This is a genomic window from Citrobacter sp. wls710, from assembly GCF_005281115.1.
Taxonomy (GTDB): domain Bacteria; phylum Pseudomonadota; class Gammaproteobacteria; order Enterobacterales; family Enterobacteriaceae; genus Citrobacter; species Citrobacter werkmanii.
In genome coordinates this window covers 14355-29938 of sequence record NZ_SZXD01000034.1, presented here as the reverse complement: position 1 = coordinate 29938, position 15584 = coordinate 14355, and the positions used below count along the sequence as shown (strand labels likewise).

At 50.5% G+C, this 15584-nt stretch carries 15 protein-coding genes; 10 read left to right on the top strand and 5 right to left on the bottom strand.

Annotation, left to right across the window (positions count from 1 at the left end; genetic code table 11):
* Positions 1–17 precede the first annotated feature (17 nt).
* The 4 genes from FDX14_RS15405 to FDX14_RS15390 all read left to right on the top strand — a co-directional run bounded on the left by FDX14_RS15405 (position 18) and on the right by FDX14_RS15390 (position 4689).
* Positions 18–344 (top strand): YnfA family protein, encoded by a 327-nt coding sequence (locus tag FDX14_RS15405; protein ID WP_038640517.1) that lies wholly within the window; start codon positions 18–20, stop codon positions 342–344.
* Positions 345–451: 107 nt separating this feature from the next.
* Positions 452–1666 carry a starvation-sensing protein RspA gene (gene rspA / locus FDX14_RS15400; protein WP_042308480.1) on the top strand — a complete coding sequence of 405 codons (1215 nt, stop codon included), beginning with the start codon at positions 452–454 and terminating at the stop codon, positions 1664–1666.
* A gap of 60 nt (positions 1667–1726) precedes the next feature.
* Complete coding sequence (locus FDX14_RS15395) at positions 1727–3061, top strand: MFS transporter (protein WP_042308478.1); 1335 nt, start codon at positions 1727–1729, stop codon at positions 3059–3061.
* A gap of 161 nt (positions 3062–3222) precedes the next feature.
* Positions 3223–4689, top strand: a complete 1467-nt coding sequence (locus tag FDX14_RS15390; RefSeq protein WP_042308476.1) for a mannitol dehydrogenase family protein — start codon at positions 3223–3225, stop codon at positions 4687–4689.
* A 75-nt stretch (positions 4690–4764) separates the two neighbouring features.
* Here the strand turns inward: FDX14_RS15390 and ydfZ are convergent, their stop codons facing one another.
* The 3 genes from ydfZ to ydfG form a co-directional block, all read right to left on the bottom strand.
* Positions 4765–4968, bottom strand: a complete 204-nt coding sequence (gene ydfZ / locus FDX14_RS15385; protein WP_042308473.1) for a putative selenium delivery protein YdfZ — start codon at positions 4966–4968, stop codon at positions 4765–4767.
* Between the two features lie 189 nt (positions 4969–5157).
* Positions 5158–5844, bottom strand: coding sequence for a GntR family transcriptional regulator (locus tag FDX14_RS15380; protein WP_137349788.1), 687 nt, complete (start codon positions 5842–5844; stop codon positions 5158–5160).
* Between the two features lie 86 nt (positions 5845–5930).
* Entirely contained in the window at positions 5931–6677 is a 747-nt protein-coding gene (ydfG, locus tag FDX14_RS15375; RefSeq protein WP_061381361.1) for a bifunctional NADP-dependent 3-hydroxy acid dehydrogenase/3-hydroxypropionate dehydrogenase YdfG, read from the bottom strand.
* A 137-nt stretch (positions 6678–6814) separates the two neighbouring features.
* Here ydfG and dcp point away from each other — a divergent pair, with 137 nt between their 5' ends.
* Together dcp and FDX14_RS15365 are read left to right on the top strand one after the other, a co-directional pair.
* Positions 6815–8860: a peptidyl-dipeptidase Dcp gene (gene dcp, locus FDX14_RS15370; RefSeq protein WP_137349787.1), complete on the top strand. Its 2046-nt coding sequence runs from the start codon at positions 6815–6817 to the stop codon at positions 8858–8860.
* Between the two features lie 165 nt (positions 8861–9025).
* Positions 9026–9952, top strand: coding sequence for a diguanylate cyclase (locus FDX14_RS15365; protein ID WP_042308465.1), 927 nt, complete (start codon positions 9026–9028; stop codon positions 9950–9952).
* A 146-nt stretch (positions 9953–10098) separates the two neighbouring features.
* Here FDX14_RS15365 and FDX14_RS25735 read toward each other — a convergent pair whose 3' ends face one another.
* Both FDX14_RS25735 and mgtS read right to left on the bottom strand, forming a co-directional pair.
* Positions 10099–10236 (bottom strand): hypothetical protein, encoded by a 138-nt coding sequence (locus FDX14_RS25735; RefSeq protein ID WP_418657829.1) that lies wholly within the window; start codon positions 10234–10236, stop codon positions 10099–10101.
* On the bottom strand, positions 10236–10331 hold the full coding sequence (mgtS, locus tag FDX14_RS15355) for a protein MgtS (protein WP_003032406.1): 96 nt from the start codon (positions 10329–10331) through the stop codon (positions 10236–10238). Before mgtS ends, FDX14_RS25735 begins: the two co-directional genes overlap by 1 nt.
* A gap of 487 nt (positions 10332–10818) precedes the next feature.
* Between mgtS and urtA the strand changes: the two genes are divergently transcribed.
* The 4 genes from urtA to urtD are packed head-to-tail and all read left to right on the top strand — an operon-like array spanning position 10819 to position 15578.
* On the top strand, positions 10819–12090 hold the full coding sequence (urtA, locus tag FDX14_RS15350) for an urea ABC transporter substrate-binding protein (RefSeq protein ID WP_042308463.1): 1272 nt from the start codon (positions 10819–10821) through the stop codon (positions 12088–12090).
* Positions 12091–12133: 43 nt separating this feature from the next.
* On the top strand, positions 12134–13708 hold the full coding sequence (gene urtB / locus FDX14_RS15345) for an urea ABC transporter permease subunit UrtB (RefSeq protein ID WP_137349786.1): 1575 nt from the start codon (positions 12134–12136) through the stop codon (positions 13706–13708).
* Positions 13708–14781 (top strand): urea ABC transporter permease subunit UrtC, encoded by a 1074-nt coding sequence (gene urtC / locus FDX14_RS15340; RefSeq protein WP_061381356.1) that lies wholly within the window; start codon positions 13708–13710, stop codon positions 14779–14781. Before urtB ends, urtC begins: the two co-directional genes overlap by 1 nt.
* Positions 14781–15578 (top strand): urea ABC transporter ATP-binding protein UrtD, encoded by a 798-nt coding sequence (gene urtD, locus FDX14_RS15335; RefSeq protein ID WP_137349785.1) that lies wholly within the window; start codon positions 14781–14783, stop codon positions 15576–15578. The genes urtC and urtD overlap by 1 nt, the downstream gene beginning before the upstream one ends.
* Positions 15579–15584: the final 6 nt, after the last annotated feature.

Here is a 15584-nt window from a genome sequence, read left to right as displayed (position 1 = left end):
GTAACTGAATAACGTCAATGCTTAAGACCACCTTTCTTTTTTTCGTCACCGCCTTATGCGAAATCATCGGCTGCTTTTTACCCTGGCTGTGGCTTAAACGAGGCGCTACGGCGTGGTTGTTGGTACCCGCCGGTGTATCGTTGGCCTTATTTGTCTGGTTACTGACGCTGCATCCCGCCGCGAGTGGGCGAGTTTACGCGGCCTATGGCGGCGTTTATGTTGTCACTGCGCTGCTATGGCTGCGCTTTGTCGATGGCGTAAAACTCAGCCTGTATGACTGGTCTGGCGCGCTGGTGGCTTTGTGCGGGATGCTGATTATCGTGGCTGGATGGGGGCGCGCATAGCGCCTTTTTTGTGATCAACGAGCGCTTTTTCGATCTTTATACTTGTATGGTAGTAGTTCAGTTGAGTAAATTTCCTGCATCTCAAGAACAGATGTAAGGAAGAAAAAATGAAGATTGTCGGGGCTGAAGTTTTTGTCACCTGCCCGGGGCGTAATTTTGTCACGTTAAAAATAACGACAGATGATGGGATCACCGGGCTGGGCGATGCCACCTTAAATGGCCGCGAGTTATCGGTGGCGTCCTATCTGAAAGATCATGTCTGTCCGCAACTTATTGGTCGCGACGCGCATCGAATCGAAGACATCTGGCAGTTTTTCTACAAAGGCGCGTACTGGCGTCGCGGTCCGGTCACCATGTCGGCGATTTCCGCAGTGGATATGGCATTGTGGGATATCAAAGCGAAAGCGGCGAACATGCCGTTGTATCAGTTGCTCGGCGGCGCATCGCGTGAAGGGGTAATGGTTTACTGCCACACCACAGGCCATACCGTAGATGATGTGCTGGAGGATTACGCGCGACATAAAGAGATGGGCTTTAAAGCGATTCGCGTACAGTGCGGCGTACCGGGTATGAAAACTACTTACGGTATGTCTAAAGGCAAAGGTTTGGCCTACGAACCCGCGACTAAAGGGCAGTGGCCGGAAGAACAGCTGTGGTCTACAGAGAAATACCTCGATTTCACGCCGAAACTGTTTGCCGCCGTTCGCGATAAATTTGGTTTTAACGAACATCTGCTACATGACATGCACCATCGCCTGACGCCGATTGAAGCTGCCCGGTTTGGCAAAAGCATTGAACAATATCGTCTGTTCTGGATGGAAGATCCCACACCAGCCGAAAACCAGGAGTGTTTCCGCCTGATCCGCCAGCATACGGTCACGCCGATTGCAGTAGGGGAAGTTTTCAATAGCATCTGGGATTGCAAACAGCTGATCGAAGAACAGCTGATCGACTATATCCGCACCACCATTACCCATGCGGGCGGCATTACCGGTATGCGCCGTATTGCCGATTTCGCCTCGCTGTATCAGGTACGCACGGGGTCGCATGGACCTTCCGATCTGTCACCCGTATGCATGGCCGCAGCACTGCATTTTGATCTGTGGGTGCCGAACTTCGGCGTTCAGGAATATATGGGGTATTCCGAGCAAATGCTGGAAGTGTTCCCGCATAACTGGACTTTTGATAACGGCTACATGCACCCGGGCGATAAGCCAGGCCTTGGTATTGAGTTTGATGAAAAACTGGCTGCGAAATATCCGTATGACCCGGCATATCTGCCTGTCGCTCGCCTGGAAGATGGCACGCTGTGGAACTGGTAAATATAAATTTTACGTACGAAAGATGTTGATTAACCCAATACCCTACAGAAGGTTAAACTTATGGTTAGTTCAGTCGATATTAAAAACAACGTAGATAATAAGCCCATTATTCGCCGAGTGGCTTCAGCATCCGCAATTGGTACTGCTGCTGAGTATTATGATTTTTTTGCATACGGGACAGCAGCTGTACTCTTTTTTGGTCATCTATTTTTCCCTAGTGATGATCCGTTAATAAGTACTCTCGCTGCTTTTGCAACCTATGCTGTTGGTTTCCTGGCAAGACCATTAGGAGGAATTGTATTTGGTCATATTGGTGATAAGGTGGGACGTAAAAAAGCACTGGTTATTACCATATTAATCGTTGGTTTAGGGACTTTCTGTATCGGGTTATTACCTACATATGAAAAAATAGGGGTATGGGCTCCAGCTTTACTTATTTTTATTCGTGTGTTGCAGGGCTTTGGAGTTGGAGGAGAACAAGCCGGTGCAGTACTGATGACTGCTGAATATTCTGAACCCAAACATCGTGGATTTTTTTCCAGTTGGGTTCAAATCGGTGCCCCGGTTGGTTTCCTTCTGCCGTTAGCACTGTTTGCATTGTTAAATGCCACACTTTCTCCAGAGGCCATGATGGATTATGGGTGGCGTATTCCATTCCTATTGAGTCTGTTACTGGTTATTGTTGGGCTGTTTATCCGCTTAAAAATTGATGAGTCACCGGTCTTTGCTCAGATAAGGGAGACAAAAGCAGAAGAATCACGTCCATTAGTTGAAGTTATCCGTGATTTTCCTGGTATTGTTGTCAAGGGGGTGTGTGCAAAACTGATTGAAGCTTGCACATTTGCAATGTTCACTGTGATTGTTTTGGCTTACGGTAAGGCGAACAATCTTGATGCAAATATTTTGATGGAGACAATGATCGTTGCGGTGATAATAGAAATCATTGCAATACCTTTGATGGGATCGCTATGCGATAAGATTGGACGTAAACCAGTCTATATTATCGGCGCATTGCTGCAGGTCGTTATGATTATTCCTTTCTTCCTTGCGATTAATCAGGATAGTTTTTGGCTTACACAAATAGTAATGATCCTGGTGCTGAGTATTGGGCATAGTATGTGTTATGCACCTCAGGCTTCTTATTTCCCGGAGCTTTTCCCAACTCATATTCGCTGTAGCGGGATAGCATTAATTTGGCAACTTGGGTCGCTAATAGGTAGTGGGATTCTTGGTTTAGTAGCAGTAAAAATTCTGCAAGTAACAGGTGGGCATTACTATGGACTTGCCACTTATGTGATTGTACTTGGAGTTATCTCAATAATTGGTTTGTTGATGATGCCGGAAACGGCTCCGCAAAGACTTAACCGTGAATACCAGCAGTGGCAGAAACATTAATATCTTTTGGCGGCAGTATGCCGCCACATTCACCGCACTTGGTATATAACTCAATAAATGATGTCATACCAATTATGAAAAGCTTAATGCAAATCAAAACATATAACCCTACAGGCGTTACTCTGAGACAGTCCTGATTTCATAGATAAGTAGGCAATACCATGCAAAACAAGCTCTTAGCGGCAAAGGCTGCGCTTCCTGACTACGATCGTACCACACTGGTCCCACGTATTGTTCATCTGGGATTTGGCGCGTTTCATCGCGCACATCAGGGTGTTTATGCTGACATCCTGGCTGCAGAACACGGCAGTGACTGGGGTTATTGCGAAGTAAATCTGATTGGCGGTGAGCAGCAGATTGCCGATCTGAAACAGCAAGATTATCTGTATACCGTTGCGGAAATGTCTGCGGATGCGTGGACTGCCAGAGTCGTTGGTGTGGTGAAAAACGCGCTGCATGCGCAGGTAGATGGTCTGGAAAGCGTACTGGCTGCGATGTGCGAACCGCAGGTGGCGATCGTTTCTCTCACCATCACCGAAAAAGGATATTGCCACTCTCCGGCGACGGGGCAACTGATGTTAGACAACCCAATGATTGCCGCCGATTTGCAAAATCCAAAACAACCAAAAACTGCGCCAGGCGTGGTAGTTGAAGCTCTGGCGCGCCGCAAAGCTGCGGGGTTAGCCGCATTTACCGTGATGTCCTGCGACAACATGCCTGAAAACGGCCACGTGATGCGCAATGTCGTCACTGCGTATGCCCGGGCGGTAGATGCTGAACTGGCCACGTGGATCGAACAGCATGTGACGTTCCCGTCTACAATGGTTGACCGCATTGTTCCTGCGGTTACCCCGGAGACGCTGGACAAAATTGAACACATCACCGGGGTACGCGACCCGGCAGGCGTAGCCTGTGAACCGTTCCGTCAGTGGGTAATTGAAGATAACTTTGTCGCCGGTCGTCCGGCATGGGAAAAGGCCGGGGCGGAGCTGGTATCGGATGTGATTCCGTTTGAAGAGATGAAACTGCGTATGCTCAACGGCAGTCACTCTTTCCTTGCCTATCTTGGTTATCTGGCGGGTTATCAGCATATCAACGACTGCATGGAGGATGAAAATTATCGTCTTGCCGCGCGAGCGTTGATGTTGCAGGAACAGGCGCCGACGCTGAAAGTGAAAGGTGTGGATCTGCAGCACTATGCCGATCTGCTCATTGAGCGCTACAGCAACCCGGCACTGCGTCACCGTACCTGGCAGATTGCGATGGATGGTAGCCAAAAACTACCGCAGCGTATGCTCGATTCAATTCGTTGGCACATTGCGCATGGCAGCCATTTTGCGCTGCTGGCACTGGGCGTAGCCGCCTGGATGCGCTATGTCGGCGGTGTGGATGAACACGGTCAGGCGATTGAAATCAGCGATCCGCTGTTGCCGGTGATCCAGACTGCGGTTCGCAGTAGTCACGAGGGGGAAGCACGCGTTCAGGCGTTACTGGCGATTGATGCCATTTTTGGTCGCGAATTACCGCAGGTAGAACTATTCAAAAACCAGGTCACAGAAGCCTATCTTGCTTTACTGGCTGAAGGGGCGAAGGCAACGGTTGCGAAGTATGCAGCAAAACTGAAGTAACGAAGGGCATCATTTATGACACCATCTGGCTTTCAGCGAGCCAGATGGTGCAGAGTTTTCTGGCATTCACACCAATTAGTTCATGCCCAAACGAATCAACTCGATAGGGGTATATTTACCTTCACACCCTTCGATTGCCACTGTTTTGCCACGGCGAATTTGCTCAGCGGTCAGGCCATCGGTGTCTATCGCTGTAATGCGGCCTGTGAGTCCGGTGCCACTAATCATGACGCGGCTGCCAGTGGTGATTGCGTTGCGGTTACGATCGTATGTTTTCATGGTGTTTTCTCCTTTCCAACTCACCGTCAAAGCCCGTGGGCCTCTGGTCCCACGTAACGGGCGCAATATAAATACGCTTCTCGCTAAGGATTTTTTTTGTTTTCGATCAAAATCACAGCTTTTTTTAGAGAGATGTGCAGGAGAGGGTAAATGCAGAACAACTCACCCCGCAGAGAGGTGAGCGTAATATTAATCTTCGCTGAACCAGTCGCTATTTTCCTGGCGAATAAGCTGCACAGACTCACCGATCTCCTGAAGGTGCAGCATCATTGCGCACTCGACGCCGTCACCATCATGTTTTTCAAGTGCGGCAAAGATATCGTGATGCTGGCGAAGCAGCATTTCAGGAGGGGAAATATGATCCAGGCTCATATAGCGAACGCGGTCAATGGTGGCTTTAATATTCTCGACGGTGTCCCAGGCGAGCTGGCACTCGGCGATTGAAGCCAGTTTCTGATGAAACTCATCGTCAAGCTGGAAGAAATCATCAATTTGTTTTCGGTCAATCGCGATGCGCTGCTGATGCAGATTCTGTTCGAGCTGATAGCACTGTTTATCGGTGATCAGGGCGGCGGCGCGGCGGACCACGGCACATTCAATTGCCTGGCGAACAAAACAACCGTTTTGCACCTGCGACAACGAAATTTTGTTCACGTAGCTGCCACGCTGCGGACGGATCTGAATCAGACCGTTCTCTGCCAGTTTGATGAATGCCTCTCGTACCGGCTGGCGTGAAACATTGAAGCGTACGGAAACCTCTTTCTCCGACAGCGGCGTACCAGGCGCAATCAGACAATGCACGATATCACGACGAAGAATACGGTAAATCTGCTGATTTACAGGCTGTGTAGGGTTGAGCTGCGTTTCTACGGTCATTCATTCTTACTTTTTAGAGAGTTAACCCGGATATTTTATCACTTATTTCAGGCTATCTATACCCGGCGCAAGGCCGGGCAGGGAAATTAGCTCCGATGGACACTCAACCCGGCAAAAGACTGCGTGACCGGCATCATTTCAAGGGTGTTAATGTTGACATGAGCAGGTAACGAAGCCACCCACCATACCGCTTCTGTAACATCTTGCGGGGTCAACGCAGTGGTATTTTCGTAAGCTTTTTCAGCCTTGGCATCATCGCCTTTGAAACGCACGTTAGAGAATTCCGTACCGCCAACCAGACCTGGTTCAATGTCGGTAACACGAATCGCTGTCCCGTGTAAGTCAGTACGCAAGTTGAGACTAAACTGACGGACAAACGCTTTGGTCGCGCCATAAACGTTACCGCCGGCGTATGGCCAGCTACCGGCGGTAGAACCGATATTGATAATATGTCCGCGATTGCGCTCAACCATACCAGGCAACACGGCACGGGTCATATAAACCAGACCTTTGTTGTTGGTATCGATCATGTTTTCCCAGTCTTCAATGCTGGCCTTGTGGGCAGGCTCGAGGCCCAGCGCCAGACCCGCGTTGTTGACCAGAACATCAATATCGCACCATTCAGCAGGTAAGGACGCCAGCATCTCTTCAATCGATGCGCGATTACGTACGTCCAGTTGCGCGATAAAGAGGCGGTCACCCAGTTCATCTTTGAGTTCCTGCAGGCGCTCCTGGCGGCGTCCGGTAGCAATAACTTTATGGCCATTCTCAATAAAACGACGCGTAATGCACTCACCAAAACCTGCGGTTGCTCCGGTTACTAAAACGATCATCTCACTGTTCCTCAACGCTTTTTATGTAGTACTACCATAGCACGTCATTTCTGTTCAGAGCTATTCCTGGTTAACAGGATTGCGGTCGATTCCCGGGAAGTCTACTCTGGTAAACAAATCGTTTTCAGGAGTGAAAGATGTCGTTAACGAATCCTTTTTTACACCACAGCACATTGCCGTATCAGGCGCCGCAGTTTGATCAGATTGACGTGCAGCATTATCGTCCGGCGTTTGATGAGGGCGTACGGCAAAAACGCGCAGAGATCGAGGCGATTGTACACAATCCTCAGGATCCTGATTTCGCCAATACTCTCCTGGCGCTTGAACAAAGTGGCGCATTGCTCACGCGCGTAACCAGCGTTTTCTTCGCGATGACGTCGGCGCACACCAACGATGAACTACAGCGCCTTGACGAAGCGTTCTCAGCAGAACTGGCGGGGCTTGCCAATGATATCTACCTTGATGGTGCACTTTTCGCCCGCGTCGAGGCTGTCTGGCAACGACGTCATACATTAGGTTTGGATAGCGAATCATTGCGCCTGGTGGAGGTCATTTACCAGCGTTTTGTACTGGCAGGCGCCCGTCTGAATGAGGCCGACAAAGCACGCCTCAAAGCACTTAATACCGAGTCAGCCACGCTGACCAGTCAGTTTAATCAGCGTCTGCTGGCGGCGAACAAGTCCGGTGCTTTGGTGGTGGATGATGTTCGGCGGCTTGACGGGCTTAGCGCAGAAGAACTTGCCGTTGCCGCTGAGGCTGCAAAAGAAAAGGGGCTCGAATCACGTTGGGTTATTCCGTTAGTGAATACCACTCAACAACCGGCGCTTGCCGTGTTACGCGATCGCCAGATCCGTGAAGAACTGTTTACCCAGGCGTGGACGCGGGCTGAACACGATGACGATAACGATACTCGGGCTATTATTCAGCGTCTGGTCGACATCCGCATGCAACAGGCGAAATTACTCGGTTTTGCCAATTATGCGGCCTGGAAAACCGCCGACCAGATGGCTAAAACGCCTGAAGCGGCACTTTCGTTTATGCGGGCGATCGTTCCGGCCGCGCGACAGCGTGCGTTGGATGAACAGGCAGAAATCCAGAAAGTCATCGATCAAGAGCAGGGAGGGTTTAGTGTCAGGGCCTGGGACTGGGCATTTTATGCTGAGCAGGTCCGCCGTGAGAAATACGCCCTTGATGAGGCACAGCTTAAACCTTACTTTGCTCTGGATACGGTGTTGAACGAGGGCGTTTTCTGGACGGCCAATCAGCTCTTTGGTATCAAATTCGTTGAGCGATTCGACATTCCGGTTTATCACCCGGACGTGCGGGTATGGGAAATTTTCGACCACGATGGCGCAGGACTGGCGTTGTTTTACGGTGATTTCTTCGCCCGCGAATCAAAAAGCGGCGGGGCATGGATGGGCAATTTTGTTGAGCAATCGGAGCTGAACGAAACCCGACCGGTTATTTACAACGTCTGTAATTATCAAAAACCCGCAACGGGTAAGCCCGCGTTACTGCTGTGGGATGATGTCATTACGTTGTTCCATGAATTTGGCCACACGTTACACGGTCTGTTTGCCACTCAGCGTTATGCCACGCTTTCAGGGACTAACACACCGCGTGATTTTGTCGAGTTTCCTTCGCAGATTAACGAACACTGGGCGAGCCATCCGCAGGTTTTTGCCCGATTTGCCCGTCATGTCGAAACCGGAGAGCCAATGCCGCAGGCGTTGCGGGATAAAATGCAGCGGGCCAGCCTGTTCAATAAAGGCTACGATATGAGCGAACTGCTCAGTGCCGCATTGTTGGACATGCGTTGGCACAGTTTGGAGATGAGCGCGTCATCTTCTTCGGTTGATCAATTCGAGCAGCAGGCGCTGGCGGCAGAAGATCTGGATCTTCAGGCCGTGCCGCCTCGTTATCGCAGCAGTTATTTTGCCCATATTTTTGGCGGTGGCTATGCCGCGGGTTATTACGCCTATTTATGGACGCAAATGCTGGCCGATGACGGTTATCAGTGGTTTGTAGAGCAGGGCGGATTAACCCGCGAAAACGGACAGAAATTCCGCGAAGCGATTTTGTCCCGCGGGAATAGCACTGATTTAGCTGAGCTTTATCGCCAGTGGAGCGGGCGCGATCCCCGCATGGAGCCGATGCTGGCACATCGTGGTTTGAGCGCGTAAGCATTTTTAGATCTTGCGCAGAGCCGGGCGTGATGCCCGGTCTTATCTTATGTTCATTACTGAAACTGATAAGGTTTATTCTCAAAATAAAAAATTTACATAAGTTTTCTTTTTTGTCGTTAAGATGATTGCATCAGAAACGTTCGAACAGGGAGGAAGATCGTGATGATGAGAAATACTACGGAAATAGATGCAATTTTGATCGAGTTAAACAAGTCCATTGATGCCCACTATAAATGGCTGGTGAATATGTTCCGTTGCGCAGTAACCTCGAATGCTACGCAACCGGATATCATGGGTGACAACGCGCATTTCGTTTGTCAATTTGGACAGTGGCTTAATAATCAATCGCTGCGCAATGAAGATGATTGTAGCTATGTGAATAAGATAAATAATGTTCACGAAAAAATGCACTTATCAGGGAAGGATTTGCTATCGGCAATACTGGAGACACGTAGTTATCCATGGCATTTCACCAAATTTGAGGATGCGTTACTGGCATTTACGTCTGCTGTGATGGACTATAAAATATATTTGCTGAGTATCCGCAGTAATATCGACATATTAACAGGCTTACCAGGCAGAAGAATGCTCGATGAGTCTTTTGACCAACAATTAATCGATGCCGGGCCGCTTAATCTTTATATATTGCTACTGGATATCGACCGTTTTAAACACGTTAATGATACGTATGGTCATCTTGTGGGGGACGTGGTATTACGCGCTCTGGCTGCAAATTTTCTGGCATGGACGCGATATGATGAAGTTGCGTACCGCTACGGTGGCGAAGAATTTATTATCATCATCCGAACCAAAACTGACGAGCAGGCCCGCCAGGCAGGGTTGCGATTGTGTCAGCTTGTAGGCCAGCAAAAAATCCCCTACGCAGATGGAGAGATCGCCATCACCGTAACGGCCGGTATCACCAGAGCTCAGCGGGATGAAAAATTAGATACCGCTCTTGGACGGGCAGACAGAGCGATGTACCAGGGAAAACAGAGCGGCAGGAATCGCTGTATGTTTATGGATGAACGCGAGCAGATCACGCTGGTTAACGCCAGTGATGGGCCTTCGTTCCACCTTAGCGCGTGAGATTTACCTAAGCCGTTTTGTGTTAGTTGCGTTTCGTTTAGCTTTCATTGGGGTTGCCGATGCTAGGTTAGCAGACTATCCGTTATCTTCGCAGGGAATTGCCAGATAGCGTATAAAGCAAAACACAAATCTATCCATGCAAGCATTTACCGCTGGTTTATCCGGCGGTTTTTTTTATCTGTGGCCAGGGAAAAGGTGCCGGAAAGGCGATGCAGGTAAAAAAATGGCCCCTTGTGCAGTGACGCGACAAGGGGCCGGTTCGGTTCAGGACTATCGCCGTTCATCAATCATCCCATCTGTGGCTAAAATACGCGGCCAGGAAACCGGAAAATAAAATAATTCCCAGAACAGCCATAAAAATATTCATATTACCCAGCATAGTAAATGCTCCTTTATCTGTGAGTTTCCTCTCTTACCTTAAGTTCACCTCGCTTATGACTATAGTAGCAATTGCAACTTAAACAAAGGCTGAACTGTGTGATTATTTCGTCTGAAATGTAAAAAAATGACGCGATTTCGTCGGGGGAAATAAATAATAGTGACAAGGCGCGCTTATCCTTGCGCAAATTAACCACGATTTTATGCTGAGTTCCACAGTCATTGCTATGCGAACCCGACGCAAATTGTTGCACGTTTATAATGCAACGCTGTCTCATGGTGGTTCAATTTTCCTGGCGATCCCCCTTCTTGATGAAATGTTTTCATCCAGTTACTGAGTTATACGATTCTAATGCCTTGATTTTATATGATATTTTAATATCTGGCATCGTTTTTGCCTTATTGCTTCTGAATCCCCTTAATTTGCACCGTTTTGTCTGCCCGGCTGCACCGGAGCATTAAGCGAATCTAATTTCAGGAGTGAAACTATGCAGCGTCGTACATTTTTAAAAGCTTTTGCGTTATCGGCCTCCGTTATGGCAATGGGCATGAGTTTTAGCGTCCAGGCGGCTGACACTATTAAAGTGGGCATCATGCATTCGTTATCCGGAACGATGGCGATTTCCGAAACGCCGTTGAAAGATGTGGCGTTGATGACTATTGACGAAATCAATGCGCAGGGCGGCGTGTTGGGCAAAAAGCTGGAGCCGGTTGTGGTTGATCCGGCCTCGAACTGGCCGTTATTTGCTGAAAAAGCCCGACAGTTGCTGAGTCAGGACAAAGTGGCGGCGGTGTTCGGGTGCTGGACATCGGTTTCGCGTAAATCGGTGTTACCGGTATTCGAGGAGTTAAATGGTTTGCTGTTTTATCCGGTGCAGTATGAAGGCGAGGAAATGTCGCCTAACGTCTTCTATACCGGCGCGGCGCCTAATCAGCAGGCGATCCCGGCGGTTGAGTATCTGATGAGTGAGGATGGCGGTGGTGCGAAACGCTTCTTCCTGCTGGGGACTGATTATGTTTATCCGCGCACGACTAACAAAATTCTCCGTGCCTTTTTGCATTCGAAAGGCGTTGCCGATAAAGACATCGAAGAGGTGTACACCCCGTTCGGACACAGTGATTATCAGACCGTTGTCGCCAGTATCAAAAAATTCGCCGCAGGGGGAAGAACGGCGGTGGTCTCAACCATCAACGGTGATTCTAACGTTCCATTCTATAAAGAGTTAGCGAACCAGGGTCTGAAAGCCACCGATGTTCCGGTAGTGGCCTTCTCCGTAGGTGAGGAAGAATTACGCGGTATTGATACGAAACCGTTGGTAGGCAACCTTGCCGCCTGGAACTACTTTGAGTCTGTCGATAATGCGGCTAACAAGAAGTTTGTCGCGGATTACCGGGCGTATGCCAAAGCGCACAAATTACCGAATGCGGATTCGGTTGTGACAAACGACCCAATGGAAGCCACCTGGGTTGGTCTACATATGTGGGCACAGGCAGTAGAAAAAGCCGGAACTACCGATGTGGATAAAGTCCGTGCTGCAATGGCTGGGCAATCATTCGCCGCGCCATCTGGCTTTACCCTCACGATGGATGCCACCAACCATCACCTGCATAAACCCGTCATGATTGGCGAGATTGAAGGCAACGGTCAGTTTAATGTGGTGTGGCAAACCGATGAGCCGGTCCGTGCCCAGCCGTGGAGCCCGTATATCGCCGGCAATGATAAAAAATCTGAACAACCCGTGAAAACCGCCAGCAACTGATCTTATGCCCTCCTGCGGGAGGGCAACGCTTGGGAGAATGCTCATGAAAGCCATGCGCTTTATTCGTGGTGTGATGTTGCTGACGTGGTTTTTGCCGTGGATAGCGCAGGCATCAGATGCCGATACTTTTACCGCTGCCAACCGGACGCAGCAGGCTGTCTTACTTGAACAGTGGGCGACAAATCCTGACCTTAAGCGTTTACCCGTGCTTAAGGCGCTGCGAGATGAAAATCTGCTGACCGATAGCGCGAAAAATGCGTTTGTCATGGATGGGGCGCAAGCACAACCGTTGGGGAGGGCAACAGGTCCTGACGGTGAGCTAAAAAAAGTCCGGCTGACTAACCGGCTGCGCAATCTGGTTGCCGGAACGTTGGCCGTTCATCAACTTTTAAGTGACAGTGTCACTGAAAGGAGCGCCGCAGCCAGCATATTACAGCGTGAGGCTCAGCCTGGCATGCTGTCATTTTTGCAGCAACGACTGGCGCAGGAACCGGATGCTAATGTGAGATCCGCCCTGGTTATTGCTCTGGCTAACCTGCGGCTGACCAGCACCTCGCCCGAGGTCAGGCGGCAGGCAATTGAACAGTTGGGGGCGTCAAACGACCCTGAAACCCAGGCGAAATTACAACCCTTCACCCGCGCAGAACATGAGCCTGATGCCCGCGTTCGCGCTGCCGCCAACGAAAGTTTGAATTCTATCGCGCATCGCATGAAGATTGGCGATCTTCTTGGTCAAGCCTTTATGGGGTTGTCTCTGGGCTCTATTTTGCTGTTGGCGGCGTTAGGGCTGGCGATTACTTACGGGCTGCTGGGTGTCATCAATATGGCGCATGGCGAGATGTTGATGCTCGGCGCTTACTGTACCTGGATGGTGCAACAGCTGATGGGGCAGTTTCTTCCGCAATGGTTAGCCTGGTACCCGGTCATTGCGCTTCCGGTCGCCTTTTTACTTACCGCGGCAGTAGGAATGCTGCTGGAGCGCGGTGTGATCCGCCATTTATATGGCCGTCCGCTTGAAACACTACTGGCTACATGGGGGATCAGCCTGATGCTGATCCAGTTGGTGCGAATGACCTTTGGTGCACAAAATCTCGAGGTCGCCAATCCGACATGGCTTTCCGGGGGGATTCAGGTCTATGCCAATCTGATTTTGCCGTGGAACCGAATTGTGGTGCTTGGCTTTGCCATGTTGGTGCTGTTCTTCACCTGGTTATTGCTGAATAAGACCCGTCTTGGGCTGTGCGTGCGCGCGGTGACGCAAAACCGCAATATGGCGGCCTGCTGCGGCGTGCCCACCGGGCGAGTCGATATGCTGGCCTTTGGGCTGGGTTCAGGGATTGCCGGGCTGGGTGGCGTGGCGCTGTCGCAGTTGGGTAACGTGGGGCCAGAACTGGGGCAAAGTTACATTATTGATTCGTTTCTGGTGGTGGTGCTTGGCGGCGTTGGACAACTCGCCGGGAGTGTGGTGGCGGCGTTTGGTCTCGGGATCTTCAATAAAATTCTTGAGCCTCAGGTGGGGGCTGTGCTCGGCAAAATTATGATCCTGGTGCTGATCATTCTGTTTATCCAGAAACGACCTCAGGGACTTTTCGCATTGAAAGGGAGGGTTATTGACTAATGACTATGCCAATGACATTAACACTGGCACGAAAAGCGCCGCGCGTGACGCGCATCCTGGGGCTGTTTTTGCTGCTGGCGCTCATTATTCTGCCATTTCTGGCGCTGCTACCGGTGGATCATCCGCTGGCAATCTCCGTCTGGACACTAACGCTGGCTGGGAAAATCCTGTGCTATGCCATTGTGGCGGTCGCACTGGATCTGGTGTGGGGCTATGCCGGAATGCTCTCACTGGGCCATGGCATTTTCTTTGCGCTGGGGGGATATGCGATGGGGATGTACCTGATGCGTCAGGCCTCCGGCGAAGGACTACCGGCTTTTATGTCGTTTCTGTCGTGGACCGAACTGCCCTGGTTTTGGTGGGGAACGCAACACTTTATCTGGGCAATGCTGCTGGTTGTGCTGGTACCCGGCCTGCTGGCGCTGGTGTTTGGCTGGTTTGCCTTTCGCTCAAAAATCAAGGGCGTCTATTTCTCCATCATGACTCAGGCCCTGACTTTCGCTGGCATGTTGCTGTTTTTCCGTAACGAAACCGGGTTTGGTGGAAATAACGGTTTCACCGGATTTACCACTATTCTGGGATTCCCCGTGACCGCGACCTCAACCCGTATCGCGCTGTTTCTGGCGACGGTGATGCTACTGGTGCTGGCGTTATGGCTGGGACTGGCGCTGGCGCGCAGTAAGTTTGGTCGTATCCTGACTGCCGTGCGCGATGCCGAGAATCGGCTGATGTTCTGTGGCTATGATCCGAAAGGCTTCAAGCTGCTGGTATGGACGCTTTCCGCTGTGCTGTGCGGGCTGGCTGGTGCGCTGTATGTTCCGCAGGTGGGCATCATTAACCCCAGCGAAATGTCACCGACCAACTCGATTGAAGCGGCGATTTGGGTCGCCCTCGGTGGTCGCGGAACCCTGATTGGCCCGGTTTTTGGCGCTGTGTTGGTGAACGGCGCTAAAAGTCTGTTTACGGTAATCATGCCTGAATACTGGCAACTGTTTCTTGGCCTGATTTTTATTGGCGTTACGCTGTTTTTACCCCGTGGCGTGATTGGTCTGTTTCGCAAAGGAGACAAATAATGCAGCCAGATGAAGGTCTTTTTACCCGCCAGTTGCCAGGGGACAGATTTCGCAATCAAACCGACCCGGTATTGCAGCTGGAAAAAATCAACGTGAACTTCGATGGGTTTCAGGCGCTAACGGATCTCACACTTGATATTGGCGTAGGGGAACTGCGCTGCATTATTGGTCCTAATGGTGCCGGAAAAACGACGTTGATGGATGTCATTACCGGCAAAACCAGACCGCAAAGCGGCCGCGCGATTTACGATCAGTCGATTGATTTAATGGCGTTTGATTCTATCGCCATTGCGCGTCAGGGGATTGGACGAAAATTTCAGAAGCCCACGGTATTTGAAGCATTAACAGTGGTGGAGAATCTGGAGCTGGCACTGAAAAACGATAAATCCGTTTGGGGGTCTTTACGGGCGCGCCTTTCGGGTGAACAGCGGGACCGCATCGATGAAATGCTGGTGCTGTTGCGCCTGGGAAACGATCGAGAACTCCGTGCCGGGCTGCTTTCGCACGGGCAAAAGCAGTTTCTTGAGATCGGCATGTTGCTGGTCCAGGAGCCGCATTTGCTGCTGCTGGATGAGCCGGCGGCGGGGATGACGGATGCGGAGACGGAATACACCGCGGAACTGTTTCGCCAGCTTGCCGGGAAGCACTCGCTGATGGTGGTTGAGCATGATATGGGGTTTGTCGAGACAATTGCTGACCACGTTACGGTATTGCATCAAGGGCGAGTGCTGGCTGAAGGCAGCCTGCGCGATGTGCAGGCCAATGAGCAAGTTATTGAAGTTTATCTTGGACGGTAAGGAGGG

What these genes read in the sequence shown, in the direction of transcription:
- urtC (WP_061381356.1), top strand. Translation starts at nt 13,708, where the DNA reads ATGACTATGCCAATGACATTAACACTGGCACGAAAAGCGCCGCGCGTG.
- FDX14_RS25735 (WP_418657829.1), bottom strand. Translation starts at nt 10,236, where the DNA reads ATGAACGGCGATAGTCCTGAACCGAACCGGCCCCTTGTCGCGTCACTG.
- rspA (WP_042308480.1), top strand. Translation starts at nt 452, where the DNA reads ATGAAGATTGTCGGGGCTGAAGTTTTTGTCACCTGCCCGGGGCGTAAT.
- FDX14_RS15405 (WP_038640517.1), top strand. Translation starts at nt 18, where the DNA reads ATGCTTAAGACCACCTTTCTTTTTTTCGTCACCGCCTTATGCGAAATC.
- FDX14_RS15390 (WP_042308476.1), top strand. Translation starts at nt 3,223, where the DNA reads ATGCAAAACAAGCTCTTAGCGGCAAAGGCTGCGCTTCCTGACTACGAT.
- ydfG (WP_061381361.1), bottom strand. Translation starts at nt 6,677, where the DNA reads ATGATCGTTTTAGTAACCGGAGCAACCGCAGGTTTTGGTGAGTGCATT.
- FDX14_RS15365 (WP_042308465.1), top strand. Translation starts at nt 9,026, where the DNA reads ATGATGAGAAATACTACGGAAATAGATGCAATTTTGATCGAGTTAAAC.
- FDX14_RS15380 (WP_137349788.1), bottom strand. Translation starts at nt 5,844, where the DNA reads ATGACCGTAGAAACGCAGCTCAACCCTACACAGCCTGTAAATCAGCAG.
- mgtS (WP_003032406.1), bottom strand. Translation starts at nt 10,331, where the DNA reads ATGCTGGGTAATATGAATATTTTTATGGCTGTTCTGGGAATTATTTTA.
- urtA (WP_042308463.1), top strand. Translation starts at nt 10,819, where the DNA reads ATGCAGCGTCGTACATTTTTAAAAGCTTTTGCGTTATCGGCCTCCGTT.
- urtD (WP_137349785.1), top strand. Translation starts at nt 14,781, where the DNA reads ATGCAGCCAGATGAAGGTCTTTTTACCCGCCAGTTGCCAGGGGACAGA.
- urtB (WP_137349786.1), top strand. Translation starts at nt 12,134, where the DNA reads ATGAAAGCCATGCGCTTTATTCGTGGTGTGATGTTGCTGACGTGGTTT.
- FDX14_RS15395 (WP_042308478.1), top strand. Translation starts at nt 1,727, where the DNA reads ATGGTTAGTTCAGTCGATATTAAAAACAACGTAGATAATAAGCCCATT.
- dcp (WP_137349787.1), top strand. Translation starts at nt 6,815, where the DNA reads ATGTCGTTAACGAATCCTTTTTTACACCACAGCACATTGCCGTATCAG.
- ydfZ (WP_042308473.1), bottom strand. Translation starts at nt 4,968, where the DNA reads ATGAAAACATACGATCGTAACCGCAACGCAATCACCACTGGCAGCCGC.